This is a genomic window from Streptomyces sp. NPDC093591 (assembly GCF_044764885.1).
Lineage (GTDB): Bacteria > Actinomycetota > Actinomycetes > Streptomycetales > Streptomycetaceae > Streptomyces.
On sequence record NZ_JBIWIY010000006.1, the window covers coordinates 313,802 to 337,457 of the forward strand.

Consider the following 23,656-nt stretch of genomic DNA (forward strand, 5'->3'; position numbering starts at 1 on the left):
CGCCGACGGCGGAGGCGGACGAGGTGTACGACCCGTACGGGGCGCCGTTGCCGTTCTTCCGGTCGGTAGGGGACGAGATACATGAGGCGCTGGATCCGGTGGTGACGGCGTTGACGGGGGTTCCGGCGCGCGCTTGATGCGGGCCGAGCAGTGCGAGGGGCGCGTCCGGGATGGGGCCCGGCGACCCCCGCGAGGGCGTAACAACCGGGCGTCCCCGTCGCCCCGGGCCTACATTGGACGTACGTCACCGTCGACGCCCGGAGCCCACCATGACGGTTGCCCATGCCATCGAGGCCGACGTCCTGCGCCGCCAGGACCCGCAGCTCGCCGACATCCTGCTCGGGGAGCTCGACCGGCAGTCGACGACGCTTCAGCTCATCGCCGCCGAGAACTTCACCTCGCCCGCGGTGCTGGCGGCTCTCGGGTCGCCGCTCGCCAACAAGTACGCCGAGGGCTATCCGGGCGCCCGGTACCACGGCGGCTGCGAGATGGCCGACGTCGCCGAACGGCTCGCCGTGGAGCGGGCCAAGCTGCTGTTCGGGGCCGAACACGCCAACGTCCAGTCGCACTCGGGGTCTTCGGCCGTCCTCGCCGCGTACGCCGCCCTGCTGCGCCCCGGCGACACCGTGCTCGCCCTCGGACTGCCGTACGGCGGACACCTCACGCACGGCTCGCCGGCCAACTTCTCCGGGCGCTGGTTCGACTTCGTGGGGTACGGGGTGGACGCCGAGACCGGGCTCATCGACTACGACCAAGTGCGCACGCTGGCCCGCAATCACCGGCCCAAGGCCGTCGTCTGCGGTTCCATCGCCTACCCGCGCCACATCGACTACGCCCTCTTCCGCGACATCGCCGACGAGGTGGGCGCGTATCTCATCGCGGATGCCGCCCACCCGATGGGACTCGTCGCCGGGGGAGCGGCGCCGAGTCCGGTGCCGTACGCCGATGTCGTGTGCGCCACCACGCACAAGGTGCTGCGCGGACCCCGCGGCGGCATGATCCTGTGCGGCTCGGACCTCGCCGAACGGGTCGACCGCGCCGTGTTCCCGTTCACCCAGGGCGGCGCGCAGATGCACACCATCGCCGCCAAGGCCGTGGCGTTCGGCGAGGCGGCAACACCGGCGTTCACGGCGTACGCCCATCAGGTGGTCGCCAATGCGAGGACCCTGGCGGCGGGGCTGGCGGCGGAGGGTCTGGTCGTCACCACCGGCGGGACCGACACCCACCTCATCACCGCAGACCCGGCGCCGCTCGGCGTGGACGGCCGTGACGCACGCGGTCGGCTCGCGGCGGCCGGGATCGTGCTGGACTGCTGCGCACTGCCGCACGGCGACGCCCGCGGGCTGCGCCTGGGCACGGCCGCCGTGACCACCCAGGGCATGGGGGAGGAGGAGATGGTGTGGCTCGCCGCGCTGCTGGCCGGTGTGCTGCGCGGGGAGACCGAAAGCCAGAAGGCTCGTGAAGAAGTGCGGGAGCTGGCCGGTAGATTTCCCCCGTATCCCGGCTGAGGCGGGGTAGACGCACCGGAGCACACAGCCAGGCGTGCAACCATCGTCGCTACCCGGAAGTCCCCACACATATGCGTCGCGTATGTGTCCGTCGCTAGGGTGTGGGGCTGAGATGGCCAGCGAGACTTGTGGGGAAGCCCGTGCGTGAATACCTGCTGACGCTCTGCATCACGGCCGCGGTGACGTATCTGCTGACAGGGCCGGTACGTAAGTTCGCGATCGTGGCCGGAGCGATGCCGGAGATCCGGGCACGCGACGTGCACCGGGAACCCACTCCGCGGCTCGGCGGGATCGCGATGTTCTTCGGCCTGTGCGCGGGCCTGCTCGTCGCCGACCACCTCACCAACCTCAGTGCGGTCTTCGAGAAGTCCAACGAACCGCGGGCGCTGCTCTCCGGAGCGGCGCTCATCTGGCTGATCGGTGTCCTGGACGACAAGTTCGAGATCGACGCCCTGATCAAGCTGGGCGGCCAGATGATCGCCGCCGGCGTCATGGTCATGCAGGGTCTGACGATCCTGTGGCTGCCCATCCCCGGCTTCGGCTCGGTCGCGCTGACCCAGTGGCAGGGCACCCTGCTGACGGTCGCCCTGGTCGTCATCACCATCAACGCGGTGAACTTCGTCGACGGCCTGGACGGCCTCGCGGCCGGCATGGTGTGCATCGCCTCGGCCGCGTTCTTCCTCTACGCCTACCGCGTCTGGGTGTCGTACGGCATCGAGGCCGCCGCCCCCGCGACCCTGTTCGCGGCGATCCTGATGGGCATGTGCCTGGGCTTCCTGCCGCACAACATGCACCCGGCGCGGATCTTCATGGGCGACTCCGGCTCGATGCTGATCGGCCTGGTGCTCGCCGCCGGCGCCATCTCCATCACCGGTCAGGTCGACCCGGACGCGCTGAAGCTGTTCGCCGGCTCCGAGAAGGAGGCCGTGCACCAGACGGTGCCCGTCTACATCCCGCTGCTGCTGCCGCTGACGATCATCGCGATCCCGGCCGCCGACCTGGTGCTGGCCATCGTGCGCCGCACCTGGCGGGGCCAGTCGCCGTTCGCCGCCGACCGGGGCCACCTGCACCACCGACTGCTGGAGATCGGCCACTCGCACAGCCGGGCGGTGCTGATCATGTACTTCTGGTCGGCGCTGATCGCCTTCGGCGCGCTCGCCTACTCCGTGAACTCGGCGTCCATGTGGATCGTGCTCGGCGTGGTGTTCCTCAGCGCCATCGGCCTGGCTCTGCTGCTGCTCCCGCGCTTCACCCCGCGCGCCCCGCGCTGGGCGGAGGCCTTCGTACCGCCGCGCTACCGCCGCCGCGAGGCCGTCGCCGAGCCGGCCGCCACCACCCCGCAGACCGCCGCCACCGAGGCACCGGCCGACGTCGACGCCCTGCCCGAGGAGGCGCCGCGTACTCCGGTCGCCGCCGGTGTGGCCGGGGTCAACGGCGCGACCGCCATCGGCGCCCGATCGCGTTTCCTGGACCGGCGGAAAGCCGGAACGTCGCGCTGACGGCAGGGTAAGAGCGCGGCCAAGGTAAGAATCTGACTAGAGCATTGCCAAGTCATGGGGGAACGAAGCGCCCCTATACCAGACAAACCGACCGCGTTTCTGCACATACGCGCACTGTCACTCTCATGTGTGACACCGAGCACACCTTCCAGGTAAAGACCTCATCAAATAGTTTGTGATACGGTTCACGAGAACCCCCGGATAGAGCCGAAGGACCGTAGTGCGACGGTCCATTGGCGTGAGGTTCCCTCTCATCCCGGGACTACGCTCGTCCATGACGACACCCTGCCCCCACCGTGAAAGCGGAGTTGCCGCCATGCCGTCCAATGACGCCCGGATTCTCCTTCAGGCTGCCGTGCCCACGGCTGCCGTCGGCGCGATTGCCGCCGTCGTCAGCGGTGTGCTCGTCGGCGGCAAGGGGGCGGTCGGAGCTGTCGTGGCGGCGGTGCTCACGATTCTCTTCATGGGGATCGGGCTCTACGTTCTGCAGCGCACTGCCAAATCGCTTCCGCATCTGTTCCAGATGATGGGCCTGATGCTCTACGCGGCGCAGATCCTGCTGCTGTTCATCTTTCTGAGCGTGTTCAAGAACACCACGCTGTTTCACCCCAAGGCTTTCGCGATCACTCTTATCGCGACCACCCTCGCGTGGATCGCGGCCCAGACTCGGGCCCACATGAAAGCCAAGATCCTCTACGTCGAACCCGACTCCTCGGGCGACAAGCCCGAAAAATCGGGGCACTCGTCGTGAGGGGTAGGGCTGAGATAAGTGCGTGTGAGAAGTCCTGCTATCGTCCGGTGCCAACTGCGGCATCGCGGGCGCGGGCATCTGAGCTGACGCCTGCTCATTCGCGAGGCTTGATGCCCCACAGCCGCCCCCACATCCGTAACACCAGTCCCGTGCCGAACCGCGGCTTTGCGTCGCGCCGACACAACGAGGTTGCCGTACCCATGCGTCACGCCGAAGGAGCCCGTGGTGAGTGCTGACCAGACCCAGCTCGCCTTTGACTGGAGCTGTCGGATCATGTCCGACAACGGCTGCGGCTTCCCGGCGCCGGGCCTGCACTCGTTCCTCTTCAAGCCGATCGCCACAGTCGGGGGCTTCGAGTTCAACAAGGTGATGCTGCTTGCCATCATCACCACGCTCCTCGTCATCACCTTCTTCACGCTCGCCTTCGGCAAGGCGAAGGTGGTGCCGGGCAAGCTTCAGATGGTCGGTGAGGCGGGCTACGACTTCGTGCGCCGCGGCATCGTCTACGAGACCCTCGGCAAGAAGGAGGGCGAGAAGTACGTCCCCTTCATGGTCTCGCTCTTCTTCTTCATCTGGATCATGAACATCTGGTCCGTGATCCCGCTGGCCCAGTTCCCGGTGTCGTCGATCATCGCGTTTCCGATGGTGCTGGCCGCCATCGTCTGGGTCATCTGGGTTTCGGTGACCTTCAAGCGGCACGGCTTCGTCGGCTTCTTCAAGAACGTCACCGGCTACGACAAGTCGCTCGGTGCGGTGCTGCCGCTCGTGATGGTCATCGAGTTCTTCTCGAACCTGCTGGTCCGGCCGTTCACGCACGCGGTCCGACTCTTCGCCAACATGTTCGCCGGCCACCTGATGCTGGTCATGTTCACCGTCGCCTCCTGGTACTTGCTGAACAGCTGGATGATCCCGGCGGCCGGTGTCTCGTTCGTCATGACCATGGTCATGATCCTCTTCGAGCTCTTCGTGCAGGCCGTCCAGGCGTACGTCTTCGTGCTGCTGGCCTGCTCGTACATCCAGGGCGCTATCGCCGAGCACCACTGAGCCCTGCCGCACCGCAAGCCCCCAAGAACGTCCGGTGGCCAACCCCCGCCGGTCCATGAAAGAGAAGGAAGAATCAGCATGGCTGCCCTTGAGACCCTCGCCGCCGTCGAAGGCAACATCGGTTCCATCGGCTACGGCCTCGCCGCCATCGGCCCCGGCGTCGGCGTCGGCATCATCTTCGGCAACGGCACCCAGGCCCTGGCCCGCCAGCCCGAGGCCGCCGGTCTGATCCGTGCCAACCAGATCCTCGGCTTCGCCTTCTGTGAGGCGCTCGCCCTCATCGGCATCGTCATGCCGTTCGTCTACGGATGATCGAGCCCTGACGAGCCAACCTTTCAACGAAAGGCACTGATGTGATCGCCAACCTGGTACAGCTGGCGGCCGAGGAAGAGCAGAACCCGCTCATTCCCCCGGGCCCCGAGCTGCTCGTCGGCACCATCGCCTTCGCCATCGTGTTCTTCTTCTTCTGGAAGAAGCTGCTTCCGAACATCAACAAGGTTCTGGAGGAGCGCCGCGAGGCGATCGAAGGCGGAATCGAGAAGGCCGAGGCTGCTCAGGTCGAGGCCCAGAGCGTCCTCGAGCAGTACAAGGCTCAGCTCGCCGAGGCCCGGCACGAGGCCGCGCGTCTGCGCCAGGAGGCGCAGGAGCAGGGCGCCGCGCTCATCGCCGAGATGCGGGCGGAAGGCCAGCGGCAGCGCGAGGAGATCGTCGCCGCCGGTCACGCGCAGATCGAGGCCGACCGCAAGGCCGCGTCCTCCGCGCTGCGCCAGGACGTCGGCAAGCTCGCCACCGACCTGGCGGGCAAGCTCGTCGGTGAGTCCCTCGAGGACCACGCCCGGCAGAGCCGCGTCATCGACCGCTTCCTCGACGAGCTCGAGGAGAAGGCCGAGGCCGGACGATGAACGGAGCGAGCCGCGAGGCCCTGGCAGCCGCACGTGAGCGTCTCGACGCGCTGACGGACAACACGTCCGTCGACGCGGCCAAGCTCGCCGACGAGCTGGCCGCCGTCACCGCGCTGCTCGACCGCGAGGTGTCGCTGCGTCGGGTCCTGACCGACCCGGCGCAGGCCGGCGAGGCCAAGGCGGAGCTGGCCCAGCGCCTGCTCGCCGGCCAGGTCAGCGGCGAGGCCGCCGATCTGCTGGCCGGCATGGTGCGCTCCCGCTGGTCGCAGTCGCGCGACCTGGTGGACGCGCTGGAGGAGCTGGCGGACACCGCCGACCTCACCGCCGCGCAGAAGGCGGCCACGCTCGACGACGTCGAGGACGAGCTGTTCCGGTTCGGCCGGATCGTCGCCTCGAACACCGGCCTGCGCGCCGCGCTGACCGACCGGTCCGCCACCACCTCGGCCAAGGGCGAGCTGCTGCGCAGCCTGCTCGGCGGCCGGGCCAAGGCGACCACCGAGCGTCTGGTGACGCGTCTTGTGACCGCGCCGCGTGGACGTAGCCTGGAGTCGGGACTGGAGTCCCTGTCCAAGCTCGCCGCCGAGCGCCGGGAGCGCATGGTGGCCGTCGTCACCTCGGCGGTACCGCTGAGCGGCCCGCAGAAGCAGCGCCTGGGCGCCGCCCTCGCGAAGCTCTACGGCCGCCAGATGCACCTCAACCTCGACGTGGACCCCGAGGTCCTCGGCGGAATCCGGGTGCAGGTCGGCGACGAGGTCATCAACGGCTCCCTCGCGGACCGCATCGAGGACGCCGGCCGCCGCCTGGCGGGCTGACCAGCAACTCAATAGGCAGTACGTACTTACGACGGCCCTGGTTGGGCCGTGCAGAAGAATCCTGGGGGTCGCCCCCAGACCCCCAAAGTGAAACTTCGGGCCCAACAAGGAGAGCAGGGAACCCAGATGGCGGAGCTCACGATCCGGCCGGAGGAGATCCGGGACGCGCTGGAGACGTTCGTCCAGTCGTACAAGCCGGACGCGGCCTCGCGCGAGGAGGTCGGTACGGTCACCCTTGCCGGCGACGGCATCGCGAAGGTCGAGGGTCTGCCCTCGGCCATGGCCAACGAACTGCTGAAGTTCGAGGACGGCACCCTCGGCCTCGCCCTCAACCTCGAGGAGCGCGAGATCGGTGCCATCGTCCTCGGTGAGTTCAGCGGCATCGAGGAGGGTCAGCCGGTCTCCCGTACCGGTGAGGTCCTCTCCGTGGCCGTCGGCGAGGGCTACCTCGGCCGCGTCGTCGACCCGCTCGGCAACCCGATCGACGGCCTCGGCGAGATCGAGACGTCCGGTCGTCGTGCCCTCGAGCTGCAGGCCCCCACGGTCATGCAGCGCAAGTCGGTGCACGAGCCGATGGAGACCGGCTACAAGGCCGTCGACGCGATGACCCCGATCGGCCGTGGCCAGCGTCAGCTGATCATCGGTGACCGTCAGACCGGCAAGACCGCCCTGGCCGTCGACACGATCATCAACCAGCGCGACAACTGGCGCACCGGCGACCCGAACAAGCAGGTCCGCTGCATCTACGTCGCCATCGGCCAGAAGGGCTCCACCATCGCGTCGGTCCGCCGCGCGCTGGAGGAGAACGGCGCGCTGGAGTACACGACCATCGTCGCCGCCCCCGCGTCCGACCCGGCCGGCTTCAAGTACCTGGCGCCGTACACCGGTTCGGCCATCGGTCAGCAGTGGATGTACGAGGGCAAGCACGTCCTCATCATCTTCGACGACCTCTCGAAGCAGGCCGACGCCTACCGCGCCGTGTCCCTGCTGCTGCGCCGCCCGCCGGGCCGTGAGGCCTACCCGGGTGACGTCTTCTACCTGCACTCCCGTCTGCTGGAGCGCTGCGCGAAGCTCTCCGACGACATGGGCGCCGGCTCGATGACCGGTCTGCCGATCGTCGAGACCAAGGCCAACGACGTCTCGGCCTTCATCCCGACCAACGTCATCTCCATCACCGACGGCCAGTGCTTCCTGGAGTCGGACCTGTTCAACGCCGGTCAGCGCCCCGCGCTGAACGTCGGTATCTCCGTCTCCCGAGTCGGTGGTTCCGCGCAGCACAAGGCGATGAAGCAGGTCTCCGGCCGTCTCCGCGTGGACCTCGCCCAGTTCCGTGAGCTGGAGGCGTTCGCCGCCTTCGGTTCCGACCTGGACGCCGCGTCGAAGGCGCAGCTGGAGCGCGGTCAGCGCATGGTCGAGCTGCTGAAGCAGGCGCAGTACGAGCCGATGTCCACCGAGGACCAGGTCGTCTCCGTCTGGGCCGGCACCACCGGCAAGATGGACGACGTGCCGGTCGCCGACATCCGTCGCTTCGAGAAGGAGCTCCTGGAGTACCTGCACCGCAAGGAGCAGGGCCTCATGACCTCCATCAAGGAGGGCGGCAAGATGTCGGACGACACCCTCACCGCCGTCGCCGACGCCATCGCGGAGTTCAAGAAGCAGTTCGAGACCGCGGACGGCAAGCTCCTCGGCGAAGAGGCTCCGGCCGCCCCGAAGGCGACCAGCGCCTCCAAGTGACGTAAGGAAGGGACCTGACTCATGGGAGCCCAGCTCCGGGTCTACAAGCGTCGCATCCGATCCGTCACCGCGACCAAGAAGATCACGAAGGCGATGGAGATGATCGCCGCCTCGCGCGTCGTCAAGGCGCAGCGCAAGGTGGCGGCCTCTACGCCGTACGCGACCGAGCTCACGCGCGCGGTCACGGCGGTCGGCACCGGCTCGAACACCAAGCACCCGCTGACCACGCAGGCCGAGACGGTCACGCGGTCCGCGGTGCTGCTCCTGACGAGCGACCGTGGCCTTGCCGGCGCCTTCAACTCCAACGCCATCAAGGCGGCGGAGCAGCTGACCGAGCGCCTGGAGCGCGAGGGCAAGCAGGTCGACGTCTACATCGTCGGCCGGCGTGGTGTCGCCCACTACAACTTCCGTGAGCGCAAGATCGCGGAGTCGTGGAGCGGCTTCACCGACGAGCCCACGTACGCGGACGCCAAGAAGGTCGCGGCTCCGCTGATCGAGGCGATCGAGACGGCGACGGCCGAGGGCGGCGTGGACGAGCTCCACATCGTCTACACCGAGTTCGTGTCGATGATGACCCAGCAGGCGCTGGACGCGCGTCTGCTGCCGCTCAGCCTCGAAGAGGTCGCGGAGGAGTCCCCCACCAAGGGCGAGCTCCTTCCGCTGTACGACTTCGAGCCCTCGGCGGAGGACGTCCTCGACGCCCTTCTGCCGCGCTACGTGGAGAGCCGTATCTACAACGCGCTGCTCCAGTCGGCCGCCTCCAAGCACGCCGCCACGCGGCGCGCGATGAAGTCGGCCACCGACAACGCCGGAGAGCTCATCGAGACGCTCTCCCGGCTTGCCAACGCGGCCCGCCAGGCCGAAATCACCCAGGAAATCAGCGAGATCGTCGGTGGCTCCGCAGCCCTGGCCGACGCGACCGCGGGGAGTGACCGCTAATGACCACCACTGTTGAGACCGCGACGGCTACGGGCCGCGTCGCCCGGGTCATCGGCCCGGTCGTCGACGTGGAGTTCCCCGTCGACGCGATGCCGGAGATCTACAACGCCCTCCACGTCGAGGTCGCCGACCCGGCGAACGCGGGCGAGAAGAAGATCCTGACCCTGGAGGTCGCCCAGCACCTGGGTGACGGCCTGGTCCGCACCATCTCCATGCAGCCCACCGACGGTCTGGTCCGCCAGGCCGCGGTGACCGACACCGGCGAGGGCATCACCGTCCCGGTCGGCGACTTCACCAAGGGCAAGGTGTTCAACACCCTCGGTGAGGTGCTGAACGTCGACGAGCAGTACGAGGGCGAGCGCTGGTCCATCCACCGCAAGGCGCCGAACTTCGACGAGCTCGAGTCGAAGACCGAGATGTTCGAGACCGGCGTCAAGTGCATCGACCTGCTCACCCCGTACGTCAAGGGCGGCAAGATCGGTCTGTTCGGCGGCGCCGGCGTCGGCAAGACGGTGCTCATCCAGGAGATGATCTACCGCGTCGCCAACAACCACGACGGTGTGTCGGTGTTCGCCGGTGTCGGTGAGCGCACCCGTGAGGGCAACGACCTCATCGACGAGATGAGCGAGTCCGGCGTCATCGACAAGACCGCGCTGGTCTTCGGTCAGATGGACGAGCCCCCGGGCACCCGTCTGCGCGTGGCCCTGGCCGGTCTGACCATGGCGGAGTACTTCCGCGATGTGCAGAAGCAGGACGTGCTGTTCTTCATCGACAACATCTTCCGCTTCACCCAGGCCGGTTCCGAGGTGTCGACCCTGCTCGGCCGTATGCCCTCCGCGGTGGGCTACCAGCCGAACCTGGCCGACGAGATGGGTCTCCTCCAGGAGCGCATCACCTCGACCCGTGGTCACTCGATCACCTCGATGCAGGCGATCTACGTCCCCGCGGACGACCTGACCGACCCGGCCCCGGCCACCACCTTCGCCCACCTCGACGCGACGACGGTTCTGTCCCGTCCGATCTCCGAGAAGGGCATCTACCCGGCGATCGACCCGCTGGACTCCACGTCCCGCATCCTGGACCCGCGCTACATCGCGGCGGACCACTACAACACCGCCATGCGTGTCAAGGGGATCCTGCAGAAGTACAAGGACCTCCAGGACATCATCGCGATCCTCGGTATCGACGAGCTCAGCGAGGAGGACAAGCTGGTCGTCCAGCGTGCCCGCCGCGTCGAGCGCTTCCTGTCCCAGAACACGCACGTCGCCAAGCAGTTCACCGGTGTGGACGGCTCCGACGTGCCGCTGGACGAGTCGATCACCGCGTTCAACGCGATCTGCGACGGTGAGTTCGACCACTTCCCGGAGCAGGCGTTCTTCATGTGCGGTGGTCTCGAGGACCTCAAGAAGAACGCGAAGGAACTGGGCGTCTCCTGACGTACCGGTGCTCTTGAGCCATTGAGCTCTTGATGGAGGGGGCGGGGGTTCGTCCCGCCCCCTCTCTCACGCCTACTAGACTTGTAACCAACACCCGGCAGAACCGCCGGGTGGTGACCCGAGGAGCCACCTTGGCTGCTGAGCTGCACGTCGCGCTGGTCGCCGCCGACCGTGAGGTCTGGTCGGGCCAGGCCACCCTGGTCGTCGCGCGCACCACGTCCGGCGACATCGGCGTCATGCCCGGTCACCAGCCGCTGCTCGGTGTGCTGGAGTCGGGCCCGGTGACCATCCGTACGAGTGACGGTGGAACTGTCATCGCCGCGGTGCATGGCGGTTTCATCTCGTTCGCGGACGACAAGCTGTCGCTGCTGGCCGAGATCGCCGAGCTGTCGGACGAGATCGACGTCCAGCGCGCGGAGCGGGAACTCGAGCGCGCGAAGGCGGAGGGCGACGACATCGCCGAGCGCCGCGCGGAGGTCCGCCTGCGGGCGGCGACGGCGCGCTGACCCCTGGGGGTACCGCCCAGTGCCCTTAGGCTCTGGGACAGTGCACGCGACGACGTCACTCAGCCGCGGCTGGGACCGGAGCAATCCGGTGCCGGTCGCGGCTGAGGCAGATATGGAAGTTTTTTCCGTTCCGTTACCTAGGAGACGAGGAGGTCGGTGTCGATGGTCCTCGCTCTGACTGTGTGCGGAATCGTTGTCGCCCTCGTGGTGCTGGGGCTGTTCGTCTTCGGCCTGCGCCGCAGGCTCATCCAGCGCTCCGGCGGCACTTTCGACTGTTCCCTGCGCTGGGACGTGCCGGAGAAACCCGACACCAGCGGCAAGGGCTGGTCCTACGGCGTCGCCCGCTACAACGGCGACCGCATCGAGTGGTACCGCGTCTTCTCCTACGCCTACCGCCCGCGCCGCATCCTGGAGCGCTCCGCGATCGAGGTGGCCGGCCGCCGGGTCCCCGACGGCGAGGAGGAGCTGGCGCTGCTCTCCGACGCGGTGATCCTCACCTGTCTGCACCGGGGCACGCGCCTCGAACTCGCCATGAGCGAAGACGCGCTGACCGGTTTCCTCGCGTGGCTGGAGGCAGCCCCGCCCGGTCAGCGCGTCAATGTCGCCTAGGGTCTGCGACCCCTTGGTTTTCCTTACGACAGCCCGTTGTTGATGGCGCTCACCAGCTCACCGTTGCCGGTGTCGCCGCTGAACTCCCAGAAGAACGCGCCGCCGAGCCCCTGGGTCTTGGCCCACGCCATCTTCGTACCGATGGTGGCGGGAGTGTCGTACGACCACCAGTTGCTGCCGCAGTGCGCGTACGCCGTGCCCGCGATGGTGCCGGTGGCCGGGCAGGAGCTCTTGAGGACCTTGTAGTCCTCGATGCCGGCCTCGTAGGTGCCGGTCGCCGGGCCGGTGGCGGTGCCGCCGGGGGCGGACTGGGTGACGCCGGTCCAGCCGCGGCCGTAGAAGCCGATGCCGAGCAGCAGCTTGCTCGCCGGGACGCCCTTGGCCTTGAGCTTGGCGATGGCGGCGGCCGAGTTGAAGCCCTCCTTCGGGATGCCGGAGTACGACGTGAGCGGCGAGTGCGGGGCGGTCGGGCCCGTCTTGTCCCAGGCGCCGAAGTAGTCGTACGTCATCACGTTGTACCAGTCGAGGTACTGCGCGGCGCCGCCGTAGTCGGCCGCGTCGATCTTGCCGCCGGACGAGGCGTCGGCCGTGATGGCGGCGGTGACCAGGTAGTTCGAGCCGAACTCGGCACGCAGTGCCTGGGAGAGGTTCTTGAAGGCCGCGGCGCCGGAGGTGTCGCAGGTCAGGCCGCAGGCGTTCGGGTACTCCCAGTCGATGTCGATGCCGTCGAAGACGTCGGCCCAGCGCGGGTCCTCCACGACGGCCTTGCAGGACTTGGCGAACGCGGCCGCGTTGGCCGCCGCCTGGCCGAAGCCGCCGGAGTAGGTCCAGCCGCCGAACGAGTACAGCACCTTGATGTGCGGGTACTTCGCCTTCAGCTGGCGCAGCTGGTTGAAGTTGCCGCGCAGCGGCTGGTCCCAGGTGTCCGCGGTGCCGCTGACGGACTGGTCGGCGGTGTAGGCCTTGTCGTAGGCGGCGTAGGTGTCGTCGACGACGCACTTGCCGTCCTTGACGTTGCCGAACGCGTAGTTGATGTGTGTGATCTTCGCTGCGGAGCCCGAGGTCACCAGGTTCTTGACGTGGTAGTTGCGGCCGTAGACGCCCCACTCGGTGAAGTAGCCGAGCTTGACCTTGCCACCGGTCGGGGGCGGTTCCTCGGTACTGCCGGTGGTGCGCACCGCGCGGGCGCCGCTGACCGGGCCGGTCTGGTCGGCGGTGTCGCGGGCCTGGACGGTGTAGGAGTAGGCGGTGCCGGCGGTCAGGCCGGTGTCCGTGTAGGACGTGGTCGTCACCGTCGCGACCTTGGCGCCGTCGCGCAGGACGTCGTAGTTCTTGATGCCCTTGTCGTCCGTGGCGGCGCTCCAGGACAGCTTCACCGAGGTGTTGGTGATGTCGGAGGCGGCCGGGGTGCCGGGGGCGGAGGGAGCCGCGTCTCCCGGAGTGCTGCCGCCGTCGCAGCTGCCGCCGTTCAGCTTGCAGTTCGCGGGGGAGCCGGAGCCGGTGCCGTTGAAGCCGAAGGTGACGGAGGCGCCGGGGGCGAGGGTGCCGTTCCAGGACTTGTTCTTGGCGGTCCAGTGGGTGCCGGAAGAGGTGACGTCGGCGTCCCAGGCGGAGGTGACGGACGTGCCGGAGGGGAAGTCCCACTCGACGGTCCAGGAGCTGAGGGAGGTCGTGCCGGTGTTCTTCACCGTCCACTTGCCCTCGAAGCCGGAGCCCCAGTCCTGCGTCTTGGCGTAGGTGGCGGTGGCGGACGTCGCGGCCTCGGCGGGGCCCGCGAGGCCGACCAGGCCGGCGAAGGGGAGCAACAGGGTCGCGAACCCTGCCGCGGCTCTGTGTCTGAAGCGCATGCTGCGCCTCCTTGTTGGGGAGTTGGGGGGCATGCTGAGCCTCACGCCCACTCATGGTGCGGTGAGAATAGAAAGGTCTGGACCACGGGTCAATAGGTCTGGACCACTTGCCCCTCGCGGATTCGCTCCGCTCCGCTAGATCCCCAACTCCTGCGCCAGTACGGCCGCTTGCACCCGGCTGCGCAGCTCCAGCTTCCCCAGCAACCGGCTGACGTGCGTCTTCACCGTCGCCTCGGCCATGTCGAGCCGGGTCGCGATATCGGCGTTGGACAGCCCCTCCCCGAGACAGGCCAGCACCTCGCGTTCGCGGCGCGTGAGACTGTCCAGCACCGACGGATCGGCCGTGGGCTCCCGTACGGGCTTCGCGGCGAACTCGGCGATCAGGCGCCGGGTGACGGCCGGGGCGATGAGGCCCTCCCCGCGTGCCACCGTGCGCACGGCCTCGATCAGATCCCTCGCCTCCGTGTTCTTCAGCAGGAACCCCGCGGCCCCGGCCCGCAACGCCCCGAACACATACTCGTCGAGGTCGAAGGTGGTCAGCACGAGGACGTCCGCCAGCCGCTCGGCCACCACCTGCCGGGTCGCCGACACCCCGTCCAGACGGGGCATCTGAACGTCCATCAGCACCAGGTCCGGCCGCAGTTCGCGCGCCAGGGCCACCGCCTGCTCGCCGTCCGCGGCCTCGCCGACCACCTCGATGTCGGGCGCGCTGCGCAGGATGAGGACGAGCCCGGCGCGGACGGCGGACTGGTCCTCGGCGACCAGGACGCGGATCATTCTCTGTCTCCTTCGGTCACGGGAAGCGTGGCGCGTACGGCCCAGATCTTGCCGTCGACCGAGTCCGGGTCCTGGACGGGGCCGGCCTCGAAATCGCCGCCCAGCAGCGCGACCCGCTCCCGCATCCCGACCAGGCCGGCGCCCGAGCCGGGGGCGCGCGGGCCCTCGCGGTCGCCGCCGAACGGGCTGGTCACGGCGACGGTGAGGCAGCCGTCCCGCTGGGCCACCGCCACCCCGACCGGGCCGGGGGAGGCGTGCTTGAGGGCGTTGGTCAGGGACTCCTGGACGATGCGGTAGGCGGCGAGCTCGACCGGGGCGGGAACGGTGCCGCAGGCGGCGTCGAGGGTGACGTCCAGGCCGTTGGTGCGGGCGCCGTCGACCAGGGCGTCGAGGCCGTCGAGGGTCGGGGCGGCGACCGGCTCGGTGTCGCCGCCGGCGTCGCGCAGGATGCCGATGAGCCGGCGCATCTCGGCCAGCCCTTCCACGCTGTTCTCGCGGATGACCGAGAGGGCGTCCCGGGAGGTCTTGGGGTCGTCGAGGGAGAGCGCGGCCGTGGAGTGAATGGCGATCGCGGAGAGGTGGTTGGCGACCATGTCGTGCAACTCCCGTGCCATGCGGGCGCGTTCCGAGGTCACGGCCTGGGTGCGGTCCATCTCGGCGAGCAGCGCGGTCTGTTCGGCGCGCAGGCGGGCGGCCTCGGCGGCGTCGCGGTGGTTGCGGACGATCCAGCCGGTGGCGGCGGGCGCGAGCGCCACCACACCGACCGCGACGCCGATCAGGATGGCCTCCGGCGTCCGCCAGAGCGCGAGGGGCACCAGCGCGCCGAGCACCGTGAGCAGCCCGGTGATCCAGGGGATACGGCGGGCGGAAGCCGGGGTGCCGTACAGGACGGCCGCGTAGACGAGGTCGGTGAACATCACGATGGTGACCACGTTGCCCCGCGTGACGGTGTCGACGGTCAGCATGAGGACGCCGATCAGCAGGCCGGTGCGCGGCCGCGTACGGCGCAGCAGCTCGCAGCCGGCCGTCACGGCGAGCGGGAGCAGCGCCGCCCAGGCCGGGGACCACAGGACGAGCCCGTCGCCCGGGGTCCGGGGGAAGAGGCCGACACTCCAGAGCAGCAGGCCACCGAGCAGCCCGCCCAGGGCGATGTGCACGTCGTCGCGGTGCGGACGGGTGAGTGCTGCGGCCATGGCTCCATCCAACACGGGCCGGGCGCTCACCGCCTGATCCTCGCGAAGGGTCCTGGGCTGCATCTTTCGATGTACCGCCACTTCGTCATCGCCGACGACGAAACCGGCCGGTCCCGACGGGAGCCTGGGAGGGTGACCGAAGGGAGCAAGTCGTGATCGTCGCCCTCATCATCGCCTGCGAGGTCGGTTTCTGGGTGCTGCTGGCCCTGGGCCTGGCCGTCCGCTACCTGCTGAAGTGGCGCCGCACCAGCGTGGTGCTGTTGCTGTGTGAGCCGGTGCTGGAGCTGGTCCTGTTCGTCGCGACGGCGATCGATCTGAAGAACGGCGCCGAGCCGAGCTGGGAGCACGGCCTGGCCGCGCTGTACATCGGATTCACCGTGGCGTACGGCCACTACACGATCCGCTGGCTGGACGGCCATGCCGCCCACCGCCTGGCCGGCGCCCCGCGCCCGGCCAAGCCCCCGCAGTACGGCATGGCACGGGCCCGGCACGAGGGCCGCCTGTGGCTGCGCACGCTGCTCGCGGCGGCGGTGGCCCTCACCCTGCTCCAGGGCGCGATCTGGTACGTCGGGGACGGCGACACATCGTCCCTGCGGTCCTTCCAGTGGGCGGCACTGCGCGCCGCGGGCATCCACGGCCTGGTCGCTCTGGCCTACCTGATCTGGCCGAAGAAGGAGCCGGTGTCAGCGCTCCCCGCCAGGGACCCGGAGCACATCCCCGACGCCCTTGTCGGCCGTCCGGGCAAGAATGCCGCGTCTGCCGGGGGACGAGCCACGGACCATGGGCCGGAGGGCGGTATCCGCTAGCGCTCGCCCCCCGGCACCCACAGCACATCCCCGACCTCTTTGTTCGCCGTGCGAGCCAGAATGAACAGCAGGTCCGACAACCGGTTGAGGTAGGTCGCCGTCAGCGGGTTCATCACCTCGCCGTGCACCTCCAGCGCGGCCCACGTGGAGCGCTCGGCCCGCCGTACGACCGTGCAGGCCTGATGCAGCAGGGCCGCGCCCGGTGTGCCGCCCGGAAGGATGAAGGACCGCAGCTTCTCCAGCTGCTCGTTGAAGCGATCGCAGTCCGCCTCCAGCTTGTCGATGTAGAACTGCTCGACCCGCAGCGGCGGGAACTCCGGGTTCTCCACCACCGGCGTCGACAGGTCCGCACCCACGTCGAACAGGTCGTTCTGCACGCGGGTGAGGACCTTGACGATCTCCTCGTCGAGCCCGCCCAGCGCGATCGCCGTGCCGATCACCGCGTTCGCCTCGTTGGCGTCGGCGTACGCGGAGATCCGCAGATCGGTCTTGGCGACCCGGCTCATGTCGCCGAGGGCTGTGGTGCCCTGGTCGCCGGTCCTGGTGTAGATGCGCGTCAGATTGACCATGTGGCCAGCGTAGTTACGCTCCGGCGGTTCGGAACACGCGTGTGCCCACCGTCACGGCCAGTGCGGTGAAGCCGACCGCGACCAGGACGCCGTACAGCATGTGCGCGGTCGTGTACGAGCCGACGTAAGCGTCCCGCACCGCGTCCACCAGATAGCGGAACGGCACGAAGTGCGACAGGACGTCCAGCCACGTCGGTCCCAGCGTCATCGGCAGCATCAGGCCCGACAGCAGCATCATCGGCATCGTCATGGCGTTGATCGCCGGCCCGAACTCCTGCGGGGTGCGCACCTTCATGGCGAGCGCGTACGACAGCGAGGCCAGCGACACCGTCAGCAGCGCGACGAACGCGAAGCCGATCAGCACGCCGGGCAGGGGCGCCCTGAGACCCATCGCCAGCGCCGCCAGCACCAGCAGCACCGCCTGGAAGACGAACACGGTGGCGTCGCGCAGAACACGCCCCAGCAGCAGCGCCAGGCGGCTGACAGGCGTCACGCGCATGCGTTCCACCACGCCGTGGCCCTGCTCGATGATGACCGAGAAGCCCGCGAACGACGCCCCGAACAAGCCGAGTTGGAGCAGCAGCCCGGGCACCAGCACCTGCCACGAGCTGCCGCGTCCGCCCAGCGGCAGGTCGGTGAGGAGCGGGCCGAAGAAGAGCAGGTACAGCAGCGGCATCAGCACGCCGAAGAGCAGGGCGAAGCGGGAGCGCAGGGACTGGCGGAGATAGCGGCCGTAGATGAGGGCCGTGTCCTGGAAGAGCATCCGGTGATTCCTATACGGCTACGGGGGCGGCGTCGGCCGGGGTGGCGCTGCGGCCGGTGATGGCGAGGAACGTGTCCTGGAGCGAGGCGTCGATCGAGCCGCCGTATTGAAGCTTCAGCGCGCTCGGTGTGCCCTCCGCGACGACCACGCCCCGGTCGACGACGACCAGGCGGTCGGAGAGGGCGTCGGCCTCGTCGAGGTAGTGGGTCGTCAGGAAGACCGTGGTGCCGTGCTCGTCACGCAGGCGCCGGACCAGGTCCCACAGGTCGGCCCGGCTGCCGGGGTCGAGGCCGGTCGTCGGCTCGTCGAGGAACAGCACCTTCGGGCGGTGCGTGAGCGCCATCGCGATGTCCAGGCGGCGCCGCTGGCCGCCGGAGAGGGCGCCGGCCTTGCGGTCGAGGAGGTCGGTCAGGCCCAGATCCCGGGCCAGCTCCTCGGCGCGCTCGGCCGCCTGCGTCTTGGTCAGGCGGTACAGGCGGCCCTGGGTGACGAGTTCCTCCCGCACGGTGATCTGTGGGTCGACGCCGCCCGACTGGGCCACGTAACCGCACGCCCGGCGCACCCCCGCGGGGTCGGTCGCGAGATCGCAGCCCGCCACGGTGGCAGCGCCCCCTGTGGGTGCCAGCAGGGTCGTCAGCATCCTCAGGGTCGTCGTCTTGCCGGCCCCGTTCGGGCCAAGAAAGCCGAGGATCTCTCCCTCGCGGACGGTCAGGTCGATGCCGCACACGGCCTCGACGGGGCCGAGCTTGGTCTGGAAGGTACGGGCAAGTCCGGCCGTACTGATGATGGGCATGGCCCCAGAAAAACAGAGTCTCTTAAATTTTGCAATGACACCAAAGTTTCAGCGAGCCCAGCGAAGCTAGGATGGGGACCATGGCTGAAGGGCTCAGGGAGCGGAAGAAGCGCGAGACGAGGCAGCGGATCTCGGACATCGCCACCGGGCTGTTCCTGGAGCACGGCTTCCTCACGGTGACCATCGCGGAAGTGGCGGAAGCCGCCGACGTCTCCGTCAACACCGTCTACAACTACTTCCCGGCGAAGGAAGACCTCTTCTTCGACCGCTCCGCCGGAGTCGTCGAGCAGCTCTCCCGCTGGGTGCGCGGCCGGGACCAGGGGGAGTCGGCCGCCCGGGCCGTGCTGCGTGAGCTGCGCGCCGAGGCCGAGGCGGTCTCCCCGCGGCTCGGCCTGATGGAGGGCTACGACCGCTTCATGCGCGTCATCCACGAGGCGCCGCCGCTGCGCTCGCGGCTGTGGAGCATCCAGCAGGAGATCCACGACCACCTCGAAGCGACCCTGCGCGAGGAGGCCGGCGCGCCCGACGGTGACCCGCTGCCGGGCCTGATCGCCGGTCAGATCTCCTGGTGTCACCAGACGGTCTTCGTGGCCGTCGGCCGCGAGATGCTCAAGGGGCGCAATCCGGACGAAGTATCACGTGAGGCGCTCGTACTTCTCGACGACATCGAGGAGCTGTTGAGCGAGAAGGTGCTCAACTACGCCGTCCGGGGCGATCGGTGACCCGTGCCGGTGTGATGTCCGTCAGATGAGACGTGACTCGCGTTACTAACCGGTCACACAGTCCCTCACGACCGCTAAGGTCCGCCGAAGAGGCAACCTAAACAGGGTGTAAGGCGTTTCAAAGGGGAGTCGCAACAGTGGCACGGAAGCTTGCCGTCATCGGCGCCGGCTTGATGGGTTCCGGGATCGCCCAGGTCTCCGCTCAGGCGGGATGGGACGTGGTCCTGCGTGACGTCACCGACGAGGCGCTGAAGCGTGGCACCGACGGCATCAAGGCGTCGTACGACAAGTTCGTCAGCAAGGGCAAGCTGGAGGCGCACGACGCCGACGCCGCCCTCGCCCGGATCACCGCGACCACCGACCTGGACGCCGCCGCCGACGCGGACGTCGTCATCGAGGCCGTCTTCGAGAAGCTCGAGGTCAAGCACGAGATCTTCCGCGCGCTGGACAAGATCGTGCGCGAGGACACCGTGCTCGCCTCCAACACCTCCGCCATCCCGATCACCAAGATCGCGGCGGCCACCGAGCGCCCGGAACGGGTCGTCGGTGTCCACTTCTTCTCGCCGGTGCCGATGATGCAGCTCGTCGAGCTCGTCCGCGGCTACAAGACGAGCGACGAAACCCTCGCCACCGCGCGGGAGTTCGCCGAGTCCGTCGGCAAGACCTGCATCGTCGTCAACCGGGATGTCGCCGGCTTCGTGACGACCCGTCTCATCTCGGCGCTCGTCGTCGAGGCCACCAAGCTGTACGAGTCGGGCGTCGCCACCGCCGAGGACATCGACCTCGCCTGCAAGCTGGGCTTCGGTCACGCCATGGGCCCGCTCGCCACGGCCGACCTCACCGGCGTCGACATCCTGCTGCACGCCACCAGCAACATCTACACCGAGTCCCAGGACGAGAAGTTCGCCCCGCCGGAGCTGATGCGCCGGATGGTGGACGCGGGTGACATCGGCCGCAAGAGCGGGCAAGGCTTTTACAGCTACTGAGGTTTCGTAGACCACCGCACAGCCCCCGCGCCCATCACGCGATGGGGTGAATTCGGTATCGGTTCGCTTACAGACGGCAACCTCTGACGGCTCAACGCAGTCAGAGGTTGCATCACCCGTCACAGCGAAGACTCATAGCGAACACAGGCACAGCTACAGCAAGTCACAGCCACGGCCACAGACAACGCATCGCGGAGCACGAACGCACGCTTAGGGGAGCGCATATGCACATCAGGGGCGACCACGCCGAACTGGTCGTCGGGGGCGTCCTCGACGTCCGCAGCGCGGCGGACGCCCGTACGGTCCTGCACTCGGCCGTCGACGACGGAGTCGGCGATCTGGTGCTCGACCTGTCCGAGCTGGACTCCTGGGACGCCACCGGACTCGGGGTGATCATGGGGGCCCACCGGCGGGCCGGCCGCTGCGGGCGGCGCCTGGTGCTGCGCGGCGTGCCGCCGCAGATGCAGCGCCTGCTGGTGGCCACCCGGCTGCACCGGATCCTGGCGATCGAGGGCGGCATCGGGGTGGAGTCCCTGCCCCGGGTGTGACACCGCGATCGGGCGGGACGCTGCATAGAAGTGAGGCGCCCGGCACGGGTGGGGCGGGACAGTCGGGCGTTCCGTTCGCGAAGCGTACGTCGGGCACAATCCTCACGAGACTGTGATGTCTCGGACGGCGCGGTACCCCGACCTGTCGTAGATACTGTGCGAAGGTTTAGGGTTCGGCTGCCCGCCGACCAGACAAACCCCTTCGAGCGGGCCCGGACCAGAAGCGACAGCGCGGTGTGCAAAGGCCGGGAGGGGCCAGGACCCGCAGCACACGACGCTTTTGGGGGGCTTGAAGCTATGAACCCGAACAACCCGGGACCCGAGGAGTACGGACACGACGGCGACGGCCAGGCGTCGCGCCAGCGCCCGCCCAGGGACCCCCTCACACCCGACTTCGGACAGCACGCGCCCGCGCTCGCCCGCACGGTGCAACTGGTCTCGGGCGACTTCCTGCTCACCGTCAACCCCGTCGACGGCAGCGAGATAGAGGTCTGCCCGCCCGCGGAGCGCCCCGGGCGGCCCGAGAAGCTCAGCCCGGCCGACCGCGCCGAGGCGGACCGCGCCGCCAGACCGTCCGTCCCGCCCGGCCCGAGCCGTCCCGCCCAGCCGCTGCTGGCCCGCCAGGACGAGCGCGAGCAACTGGTCCGGCTGCTCGCCCGCGGCCGCTCCGTACGCCTCGTGGGCTCCCCGGGCGCCGGCCGCACCAGCCTCCTCAACCTCGTCGCCGAGGACTGCGCGGACCTCGCCCCCGACGGCGTGGTCCGCCTCACCGGCTTCCACCGCACGCCCAGCGACCTGCTCTACGACCTCTTCTACGCCGTCTACAGCGCCCCCTTGCACCGCCCGGAACAGGACGAACTGCTCGCCTTCGTCCGTGAGATCGGCGCGGTCGTCGTCCTGGACGACCTGGAGTTCGGCGGCGCCGCCCTCGACGAGTTGCTGGACGCGACGCCCGAGTGCGCCTTCGCGCTCGGCGCCACGCCCGACGGTCCCGCGCCGTCCGTCGAGTCCGGCATCGAGGACGTCGTCCTCGGCGGTCTCGACCGGCCCGCGAGCGTGGAACTCCTGGAGCGCCAGGTCGGCCGGGTCCTCACCGAGGACGAGCTGAACTGGGCGGGCGACCTGTGGTTCGAGTCGGAGGGCCTGCCGCTGCGGTTCGTCCAGGCCGGGGCGCTGCTGCGGCAGCGGGACCGGCTGCGGGCCGGAGCGGACGCCGTCGACGAGTTCGGGGTCTTCGAGGACGCGCCGCCGGTGGTGGACGCTCCGGTCGACGCACCCTTCGACGCGCCCTTCGGCGGCGAGAGCGGCCGCGAGGAGGTGCCGCTGCCGTCGCTCGGCGAGGCGGCCGGCCCGGCGCCGCTGCTCGCCTCACGGCTCAGCGCCTCGGCCCGCGCCACCCTGAGGTTCGCCGTCGCGCTCGGCGGCGAGGTGCCGCACCAGGCCCATCTGCCGGCACTGGTCGGTGACACCCACGCCGACGCCGCACTGGGCGAGCTGGCCGAGTGCGGGCTGGTCTCGCCGGTCGGCTCCCGCTACCGGCTCGCCGCCGGCGTCCAGGCCCAGCTGGAGGCCGTCGGATACGCCGAGGACGTCCAGGGCGGCGCCCTCACCGCCGCCCGGCACTACGCCTGGTGGGCCGGGCACCCCTCGGTCACGCCGGAGCGCGTGTGCGCCGAGGCGGACGCCGTGCTCGCCGCCCTGGGCGTGCTGGTGCCGGCTACGACGCCGCCCACCGAGGACGACGAGAGCCCGACCGTGCAGCTGGCCCGTACGGCCGCGCCCGCGTTCGCCGCGGGGCTGCACTGGAGCGCGTGGGAGCGGGCGCTGCGGGCCGGCGCCGAGGCCGCTCGCCTCGCCGGTGACGTCTCCGAACAGGCTTACTTCCACCACGAGTTGGGCATCCTCGCGCTCTGCGGCGGCCGACTGGACCGGGCCCGTGCCGAGCTGGAGACCTCCATCGGCCTGCGCGGCGCCCTCGCCGACAAGCGCGGCACGGTCGCGGGCCGCCGCGCCCTCGCGCTGGTCTCGGACCGCTCCGGTACGACGCCGGGGGTGGCCGCGTTCGGTGCCACGACGGGGGAGGAGGTGTCGGGCGCACGGTACGAGGAGTCGCAGTCGCCGCCGGGAGGGGTACCCGCCGCCTTCCCGCCCGTCGGGGACGGTACGACGCTGGTCACCCACCGGGCGTCGTCGCCCTCCTCACCGTCGTCCCAGGCGTCCTCGCACAAGGGCCGCGGCGGCGTCCGCAGCTTCGCCCGGCGCAACCTGGTCGCGGCCGGCTCGGGCGCGCTGCTCGTGGCCGTGCTCGGCACGGTGGTGACGCTCGGCGCGACCTCCGACAACGACCCCGGCACCCCCTCCACTCAGGTCGGCGTCAACCCGTCCGCCAGCCAGGGCATCGGCGACGACGGTATCGGCGCCGACAAGGCGGAGGGTGACGACGGGAAGAACTCCGGTGACACGGGTACGGCGACGAGCCGGCCCACGGACCCGGGTCCCGACGGCACGTACGGCACGTCGGACGATCCGACTCCGACGGAGACGGCGGGGCCGTCGGACGACCCGACCGGTACGCAGGGTTCGGGCGGCGGGTCGAGCTCGCCGACTAAGCCGCCGTCGTCGACGACGAAGCCGCCGACTTCCAGGCCTCCCACGTCCGAACCACCGACGTCCGAGCCCCCGACGTCCGAACCGCCGACCAGTGAGCCCCCGACGTCCGAGCCGCCGACCACTGATCCGCCGACGGACTCCCCGTCCACGACCACCTCGGCGAGCGGCCCGGCCCCGACCAGCCCGGCGGAAACCACGACCTCCGCCAGCGCCCCGACGTCCACCGACGCGGGTACGCCAAGCACCAGCTCGGACGCCGTGATCTGACCACCGGTCAAGACGGAAGGGCCGGGTCCGCCCTG

23 protein-coding genes and 1 pseudogene are annotated in these 23,656 nt (G+C 69.5%); 18 read left to right on the plus strand and 6 right to left on the minus strand.

Annotated elements, in window-relative coordinates; translation table 11 throughout:
* The 13 genes and pseudogenes from ACIREI_RS15610 to ACIREI_RS15670 form a co-directional block, all read left to right on the plus strand.
* A pseudogene (locus ACIREI_RS15610) lies at nucleotides 1-137 on the plus strand (protein-tyrosine-phosphatase); the annotation flags it as partial.
* 132 nt (nucleotides 138-269) lie between these two features.
* On the plus strand, nucleotides 270-1,508 hold the full coding sequence (gene glyA, locus ACIREI_RS15615; RefSeq protein WP_403332689.1) for a serine hydroxymethyltransferase: 1,239 nt from the start codon (nucleotides 270-272) through the stop codon (nucleotides 1,506-1,508).
* A gap of 140 nt (nucleotides 1,509-1,648) precedes the next feature.
* A complete protein-coding gene (locus ACIREI_RS15620; protein WP_403332692.1) occupies nucleotides 1,649-3,007 on the plus strand; it encodes an MraY family glycosyltransferase in 1,359 nt (452 codons plus the stop codon).
* A 316-nt stretch (nucleotides 3,008-3,323) separates the two neighbouring features.
* A complete protein-coding gene (locus tag ACIREI_RS15625) occupies nucleotides 3,324-3,758 on the plus strand; it encodes a hypothetical protein (RefSeq protein ID WP_403332695.1) in 435 nt (144 codons plus the stop codon).
* A gap of 273 nt (nucleotides 3,759-4,031) precedes the next feature.
* On the plus strand, nucleotides 4,032-4,802 hold the full coding sequence (atpB, locus tag ACIREI_RS15630; RefSeq protein WP_403332964.1) for a F0F1 ATP synthase subunit A: 771 nt from the start codon (nucleotides 4,032-4,034) through the stop codon (nucleotides 4,800-4,802).
* A 78-nt stretch (nucleotides 4,803-4,880) separates the two neighbouring features.
* Entirely contained in the window at nucleotides 4,881-5,114 is a 234-nt protein-coding gene (gene atpE / locus ACIREI_RS15635) for an ATP synthase F0 subunit C (protein WP_031485821.1), read from the plus strand.
* A 41-nt stretch (nucleotides 5,115-5,155) separates the two neighbouring features.
* Nucleotides 5,156-5,704, plus strand: a complete 549-nt coding sequence (locus tag ACIREI_RS15640; RefSeq protein WP_384781864.1) for a F0F1 ATP synthase subunit B — start codon at nucleotides 5,156-5,158, stop codon at nucleotides 5,702-5,704.
* A complete protein-coding gene (locus ACIREI_RS15645) occupies nucleotides 5,701-6,516 on the plus strand; it encodes a F0F1 ATP synthase subunit delta (protein ID WP_403332700.1) in 816 nt (271 codons plus the stop codon). Before ACIREI_RS15640 ends, ACIREI_RS15645 begins: the two co-directional genes overlap by 4 nt.
* A 126-nt stretch (nucleotides 6,517-6,642) precedes the next feature.
* A complete protein-coding gene (atpA, locus tag ACIREI_RS15650; protein WP_403332703.1) occupies nucleotides 6,643-8,250 on the plus strand; it encodes a F0F1 ATP synthase subunit alpha in 1,608 nt (535 codons plus the stop codon).
* Between the two features lie 21 nt (nucleotides 8,251-8,271).
* Nucleotides 8,272-9,189: a F0F1 ATP synthase subunit gamma gene (locus ACIREI_RS15655; protein ID WP_403332706.1), complete on the plus strand. Its 918-nt coding sequence runs from the start codon at nucleotides 8,272-8,274 to the stop codon at nucleotides 9,187-9,189.
* Entirely contained in the window at nucleotides 9,189-10,625 is a 1,437-nt protein-coding gene (gene atpD, locus ACIREI_RS15660; protein ID WP_403332709.1) for a F0F1 ATP synthase subunit beta, read from the plus strand. Before ACIREI_RS15655 ends, atpD begins: the two co-directional genes overlap by 1 nt.
* Nucleotides 10,626-10,756: 131 nt before the next feature.
* Nucleotides 10,757-11,131 carry a F0F1 ATP synthase subunit epsilon gene (locus tag ACIREI_RS15665; RefSeq protein ID WP_403332712.1) on the plus strand — a complete coding sequence of 125 codons (375 nt, stop codon included), beginning with the start codon at nucleotides 10,757-10,759 and terminating at the stop codon, nucleotides 11,129-11,131.
* A 162-nt stretch (nucleotides 11,132-11,293) separates the two neighbouring features.
* Complete coding sequence (locus tag ACIREI_RS15670) at nucleotides 11,294-11,740, plus strand: DUF2550 domain-containing protein (RefSeq protein ID WP_062709764.1); 447 nt, start codon at nucleotides 11,294-11,296, stop codon at nucleotides 11,738-11,740.
* Nucleotides 11,741-11,763: 23 nt separating this feature from the next.
* On the opposite strand, the gene ACIREI_RS15675 is transcribed toward ACIREI_RS15670, so the two are convergent.
* The 3 genes from ACIREI_RS15675 to ACIREI_RS15685 form a co-directional block, all read right to left on the minus strand.
* A complete protein-coding gene (locus ACIREI_RS15675; protein ID WP_403332716.1) occupies nucleotides 11,764-13,587 on the minus strand; it encodes a glycosyl hydrolase family 18 protein in 1,824 nt (607 codons plus the stop codon).
* 135 nt (nucleotides 13,588-13,722) lie between these two features.
* Entirely contained in the window at nucleotides 13,723-14,364 is a 642-nt protein-coding gene (locus tag ACIREI_RS15680) for a response regulator (protein WP_403332719.1), read from the minus strand.
* On the minus strand, nucleotides 14,361-15,557 hold the full coding sequence (locus ACIREI_RS15685) for a sensor histidine kinase (RefSeq protein ID WP_403332722.1): 1,197 nt from the start codon (nucleotides 15,555-15,557) through the stop codon (nucleotides 14,361-14,363). Before ACIREI_RS15685 ends, ACIREI_RS15680 begins: the two co-directional genes overlap by 4 nt.
* 152 nt (nucleotides 15,558-15,709) lie before the next feature.
* Here ACIREI_RS15685 and ACIREI_RS15690 point away from each other — a divergent pair, with 152 nt between their 5' ends.
* A complete protein-coding gene (locus ACIREI_RS15690; RefSeq protein ID WP_403332725.1) occupies nucleotides 15,710-16,363 on the plus strand; it encodes a hypothetical protein in 654 nt (217 codons plus the stop codon).
* Here the strand turns inward: ACIREI_RS15690 and ACIREI_RS15695 are convergent.
* From ACIREI_RS15695 to ACIREI_RS15705, 3 genes are read right to left on the minus strand one after another with little or no spacing between them, the layout of a single operon-like run.
* The gene (locus tag ACIREI_RS15695; RefSeq protein WP_403332728.1) at nucleotides 16,360-16,932 is read right to left on the minus strand and encodes a cob(I)yrinic acid a,c-diamide adenosyltransferase; all 573 of its coding nucleotides are present in this window, start codon (nucleotides 16,930-16,932) and stop codon (nucleotides 16,360-16,362) included. The genes ACIREI_RS15690 and ACIREI_RS15695 overlap by 4 nt on opposite strands.
* A 13-nt stretch (nucleotides 16,933-16,945) precedes the next feature.
* Nucleotides 16,946-17,695 carry an ABC transporter permease gene (locus ACIREI_RS15700; RefSeq protein WP_403332730.1) on the minus strand — a complete coding sequence of 250 codons (750 nt, stop codon included), beginning with the start codon at nucleotides 17,693-17,695 and terminating at the stop codon, nucleotides 16,946-16,948.
* A 10-nt stretch (nucleotides 17,696-17,705) separates the two neighbouring features.
* A complete protein-coding gene (locus ACIREI_RS15705; protein ID WP_403332733.1) occupies nucleotides 17,706-18,488 on the minus strand; it encodes an ABC transporter ATP-binding protein in 783 nt (260 codons plus the stop codon).
* An 80-nt stretch (nucleotides 18,489-18,568) separates the two neighbouring features.
* On the opposite strand from ACIREI_RS15705, the gene ACIREI_RS15710 reads away from it, so the two are divergent.
* From ACIREI_RS15710 to ACIREI_RS15725, 4 genes are all read left to right on the plus strand, one after another.
* A complete protein-coding gene (locus ACIREI_RS15710) occupies nucleotides 18,569-19,210 on the plus strand; it encodes a TetR/AcrR family transcriptional regulator (protein WP_403332736.1) in 642 nt (213 codons plus the stop codon).
* A 137-nt stretch (nucleotides 19,211-19,347) separates the two neighbouring features.
* Complete coding sequence (locus ACIREI_RS15715) at nucleotides 19,348-20,196, plus strand: 3-hydroxyacyl-CoA dehydrogenase family protein (RefSeq protein ID WP_126395098.1); 849 nt, start codon at nucleotides 19,348-19,350, stop codon at nucleotides 20,194-20,196.
* A 224-nt stretch (nucleotides 20,197-20,420) separates the two neighbouring features.
* Nucleotides 20,421-20,744, plus strand: a complete 324-nt coding sequence (locus ACIREI_RS15720; RefSeq protein WP_030046661.1) for an STAS domain-containing protein — start codon at nucleotides 20,421-20,423, stop codon at nucleotides 20,742-20,744.
* Between the two features lie 297 nt (nucleotides 20,745-21,041).
* Nucleotides 21,042-23,621, plus strand: a complete 2,580-nt coding sequence (locus tag ACIREI_RS15725) for an ATP-binding protein (protein WP_403332741.1) — start codon at nucleotides 21,042-21,044, stop codon at nucleotides 23,619-23,621.
* The last annotated feature ends 35 nt before the right edge of the window (nucleotides 23,622-23,656 follow it).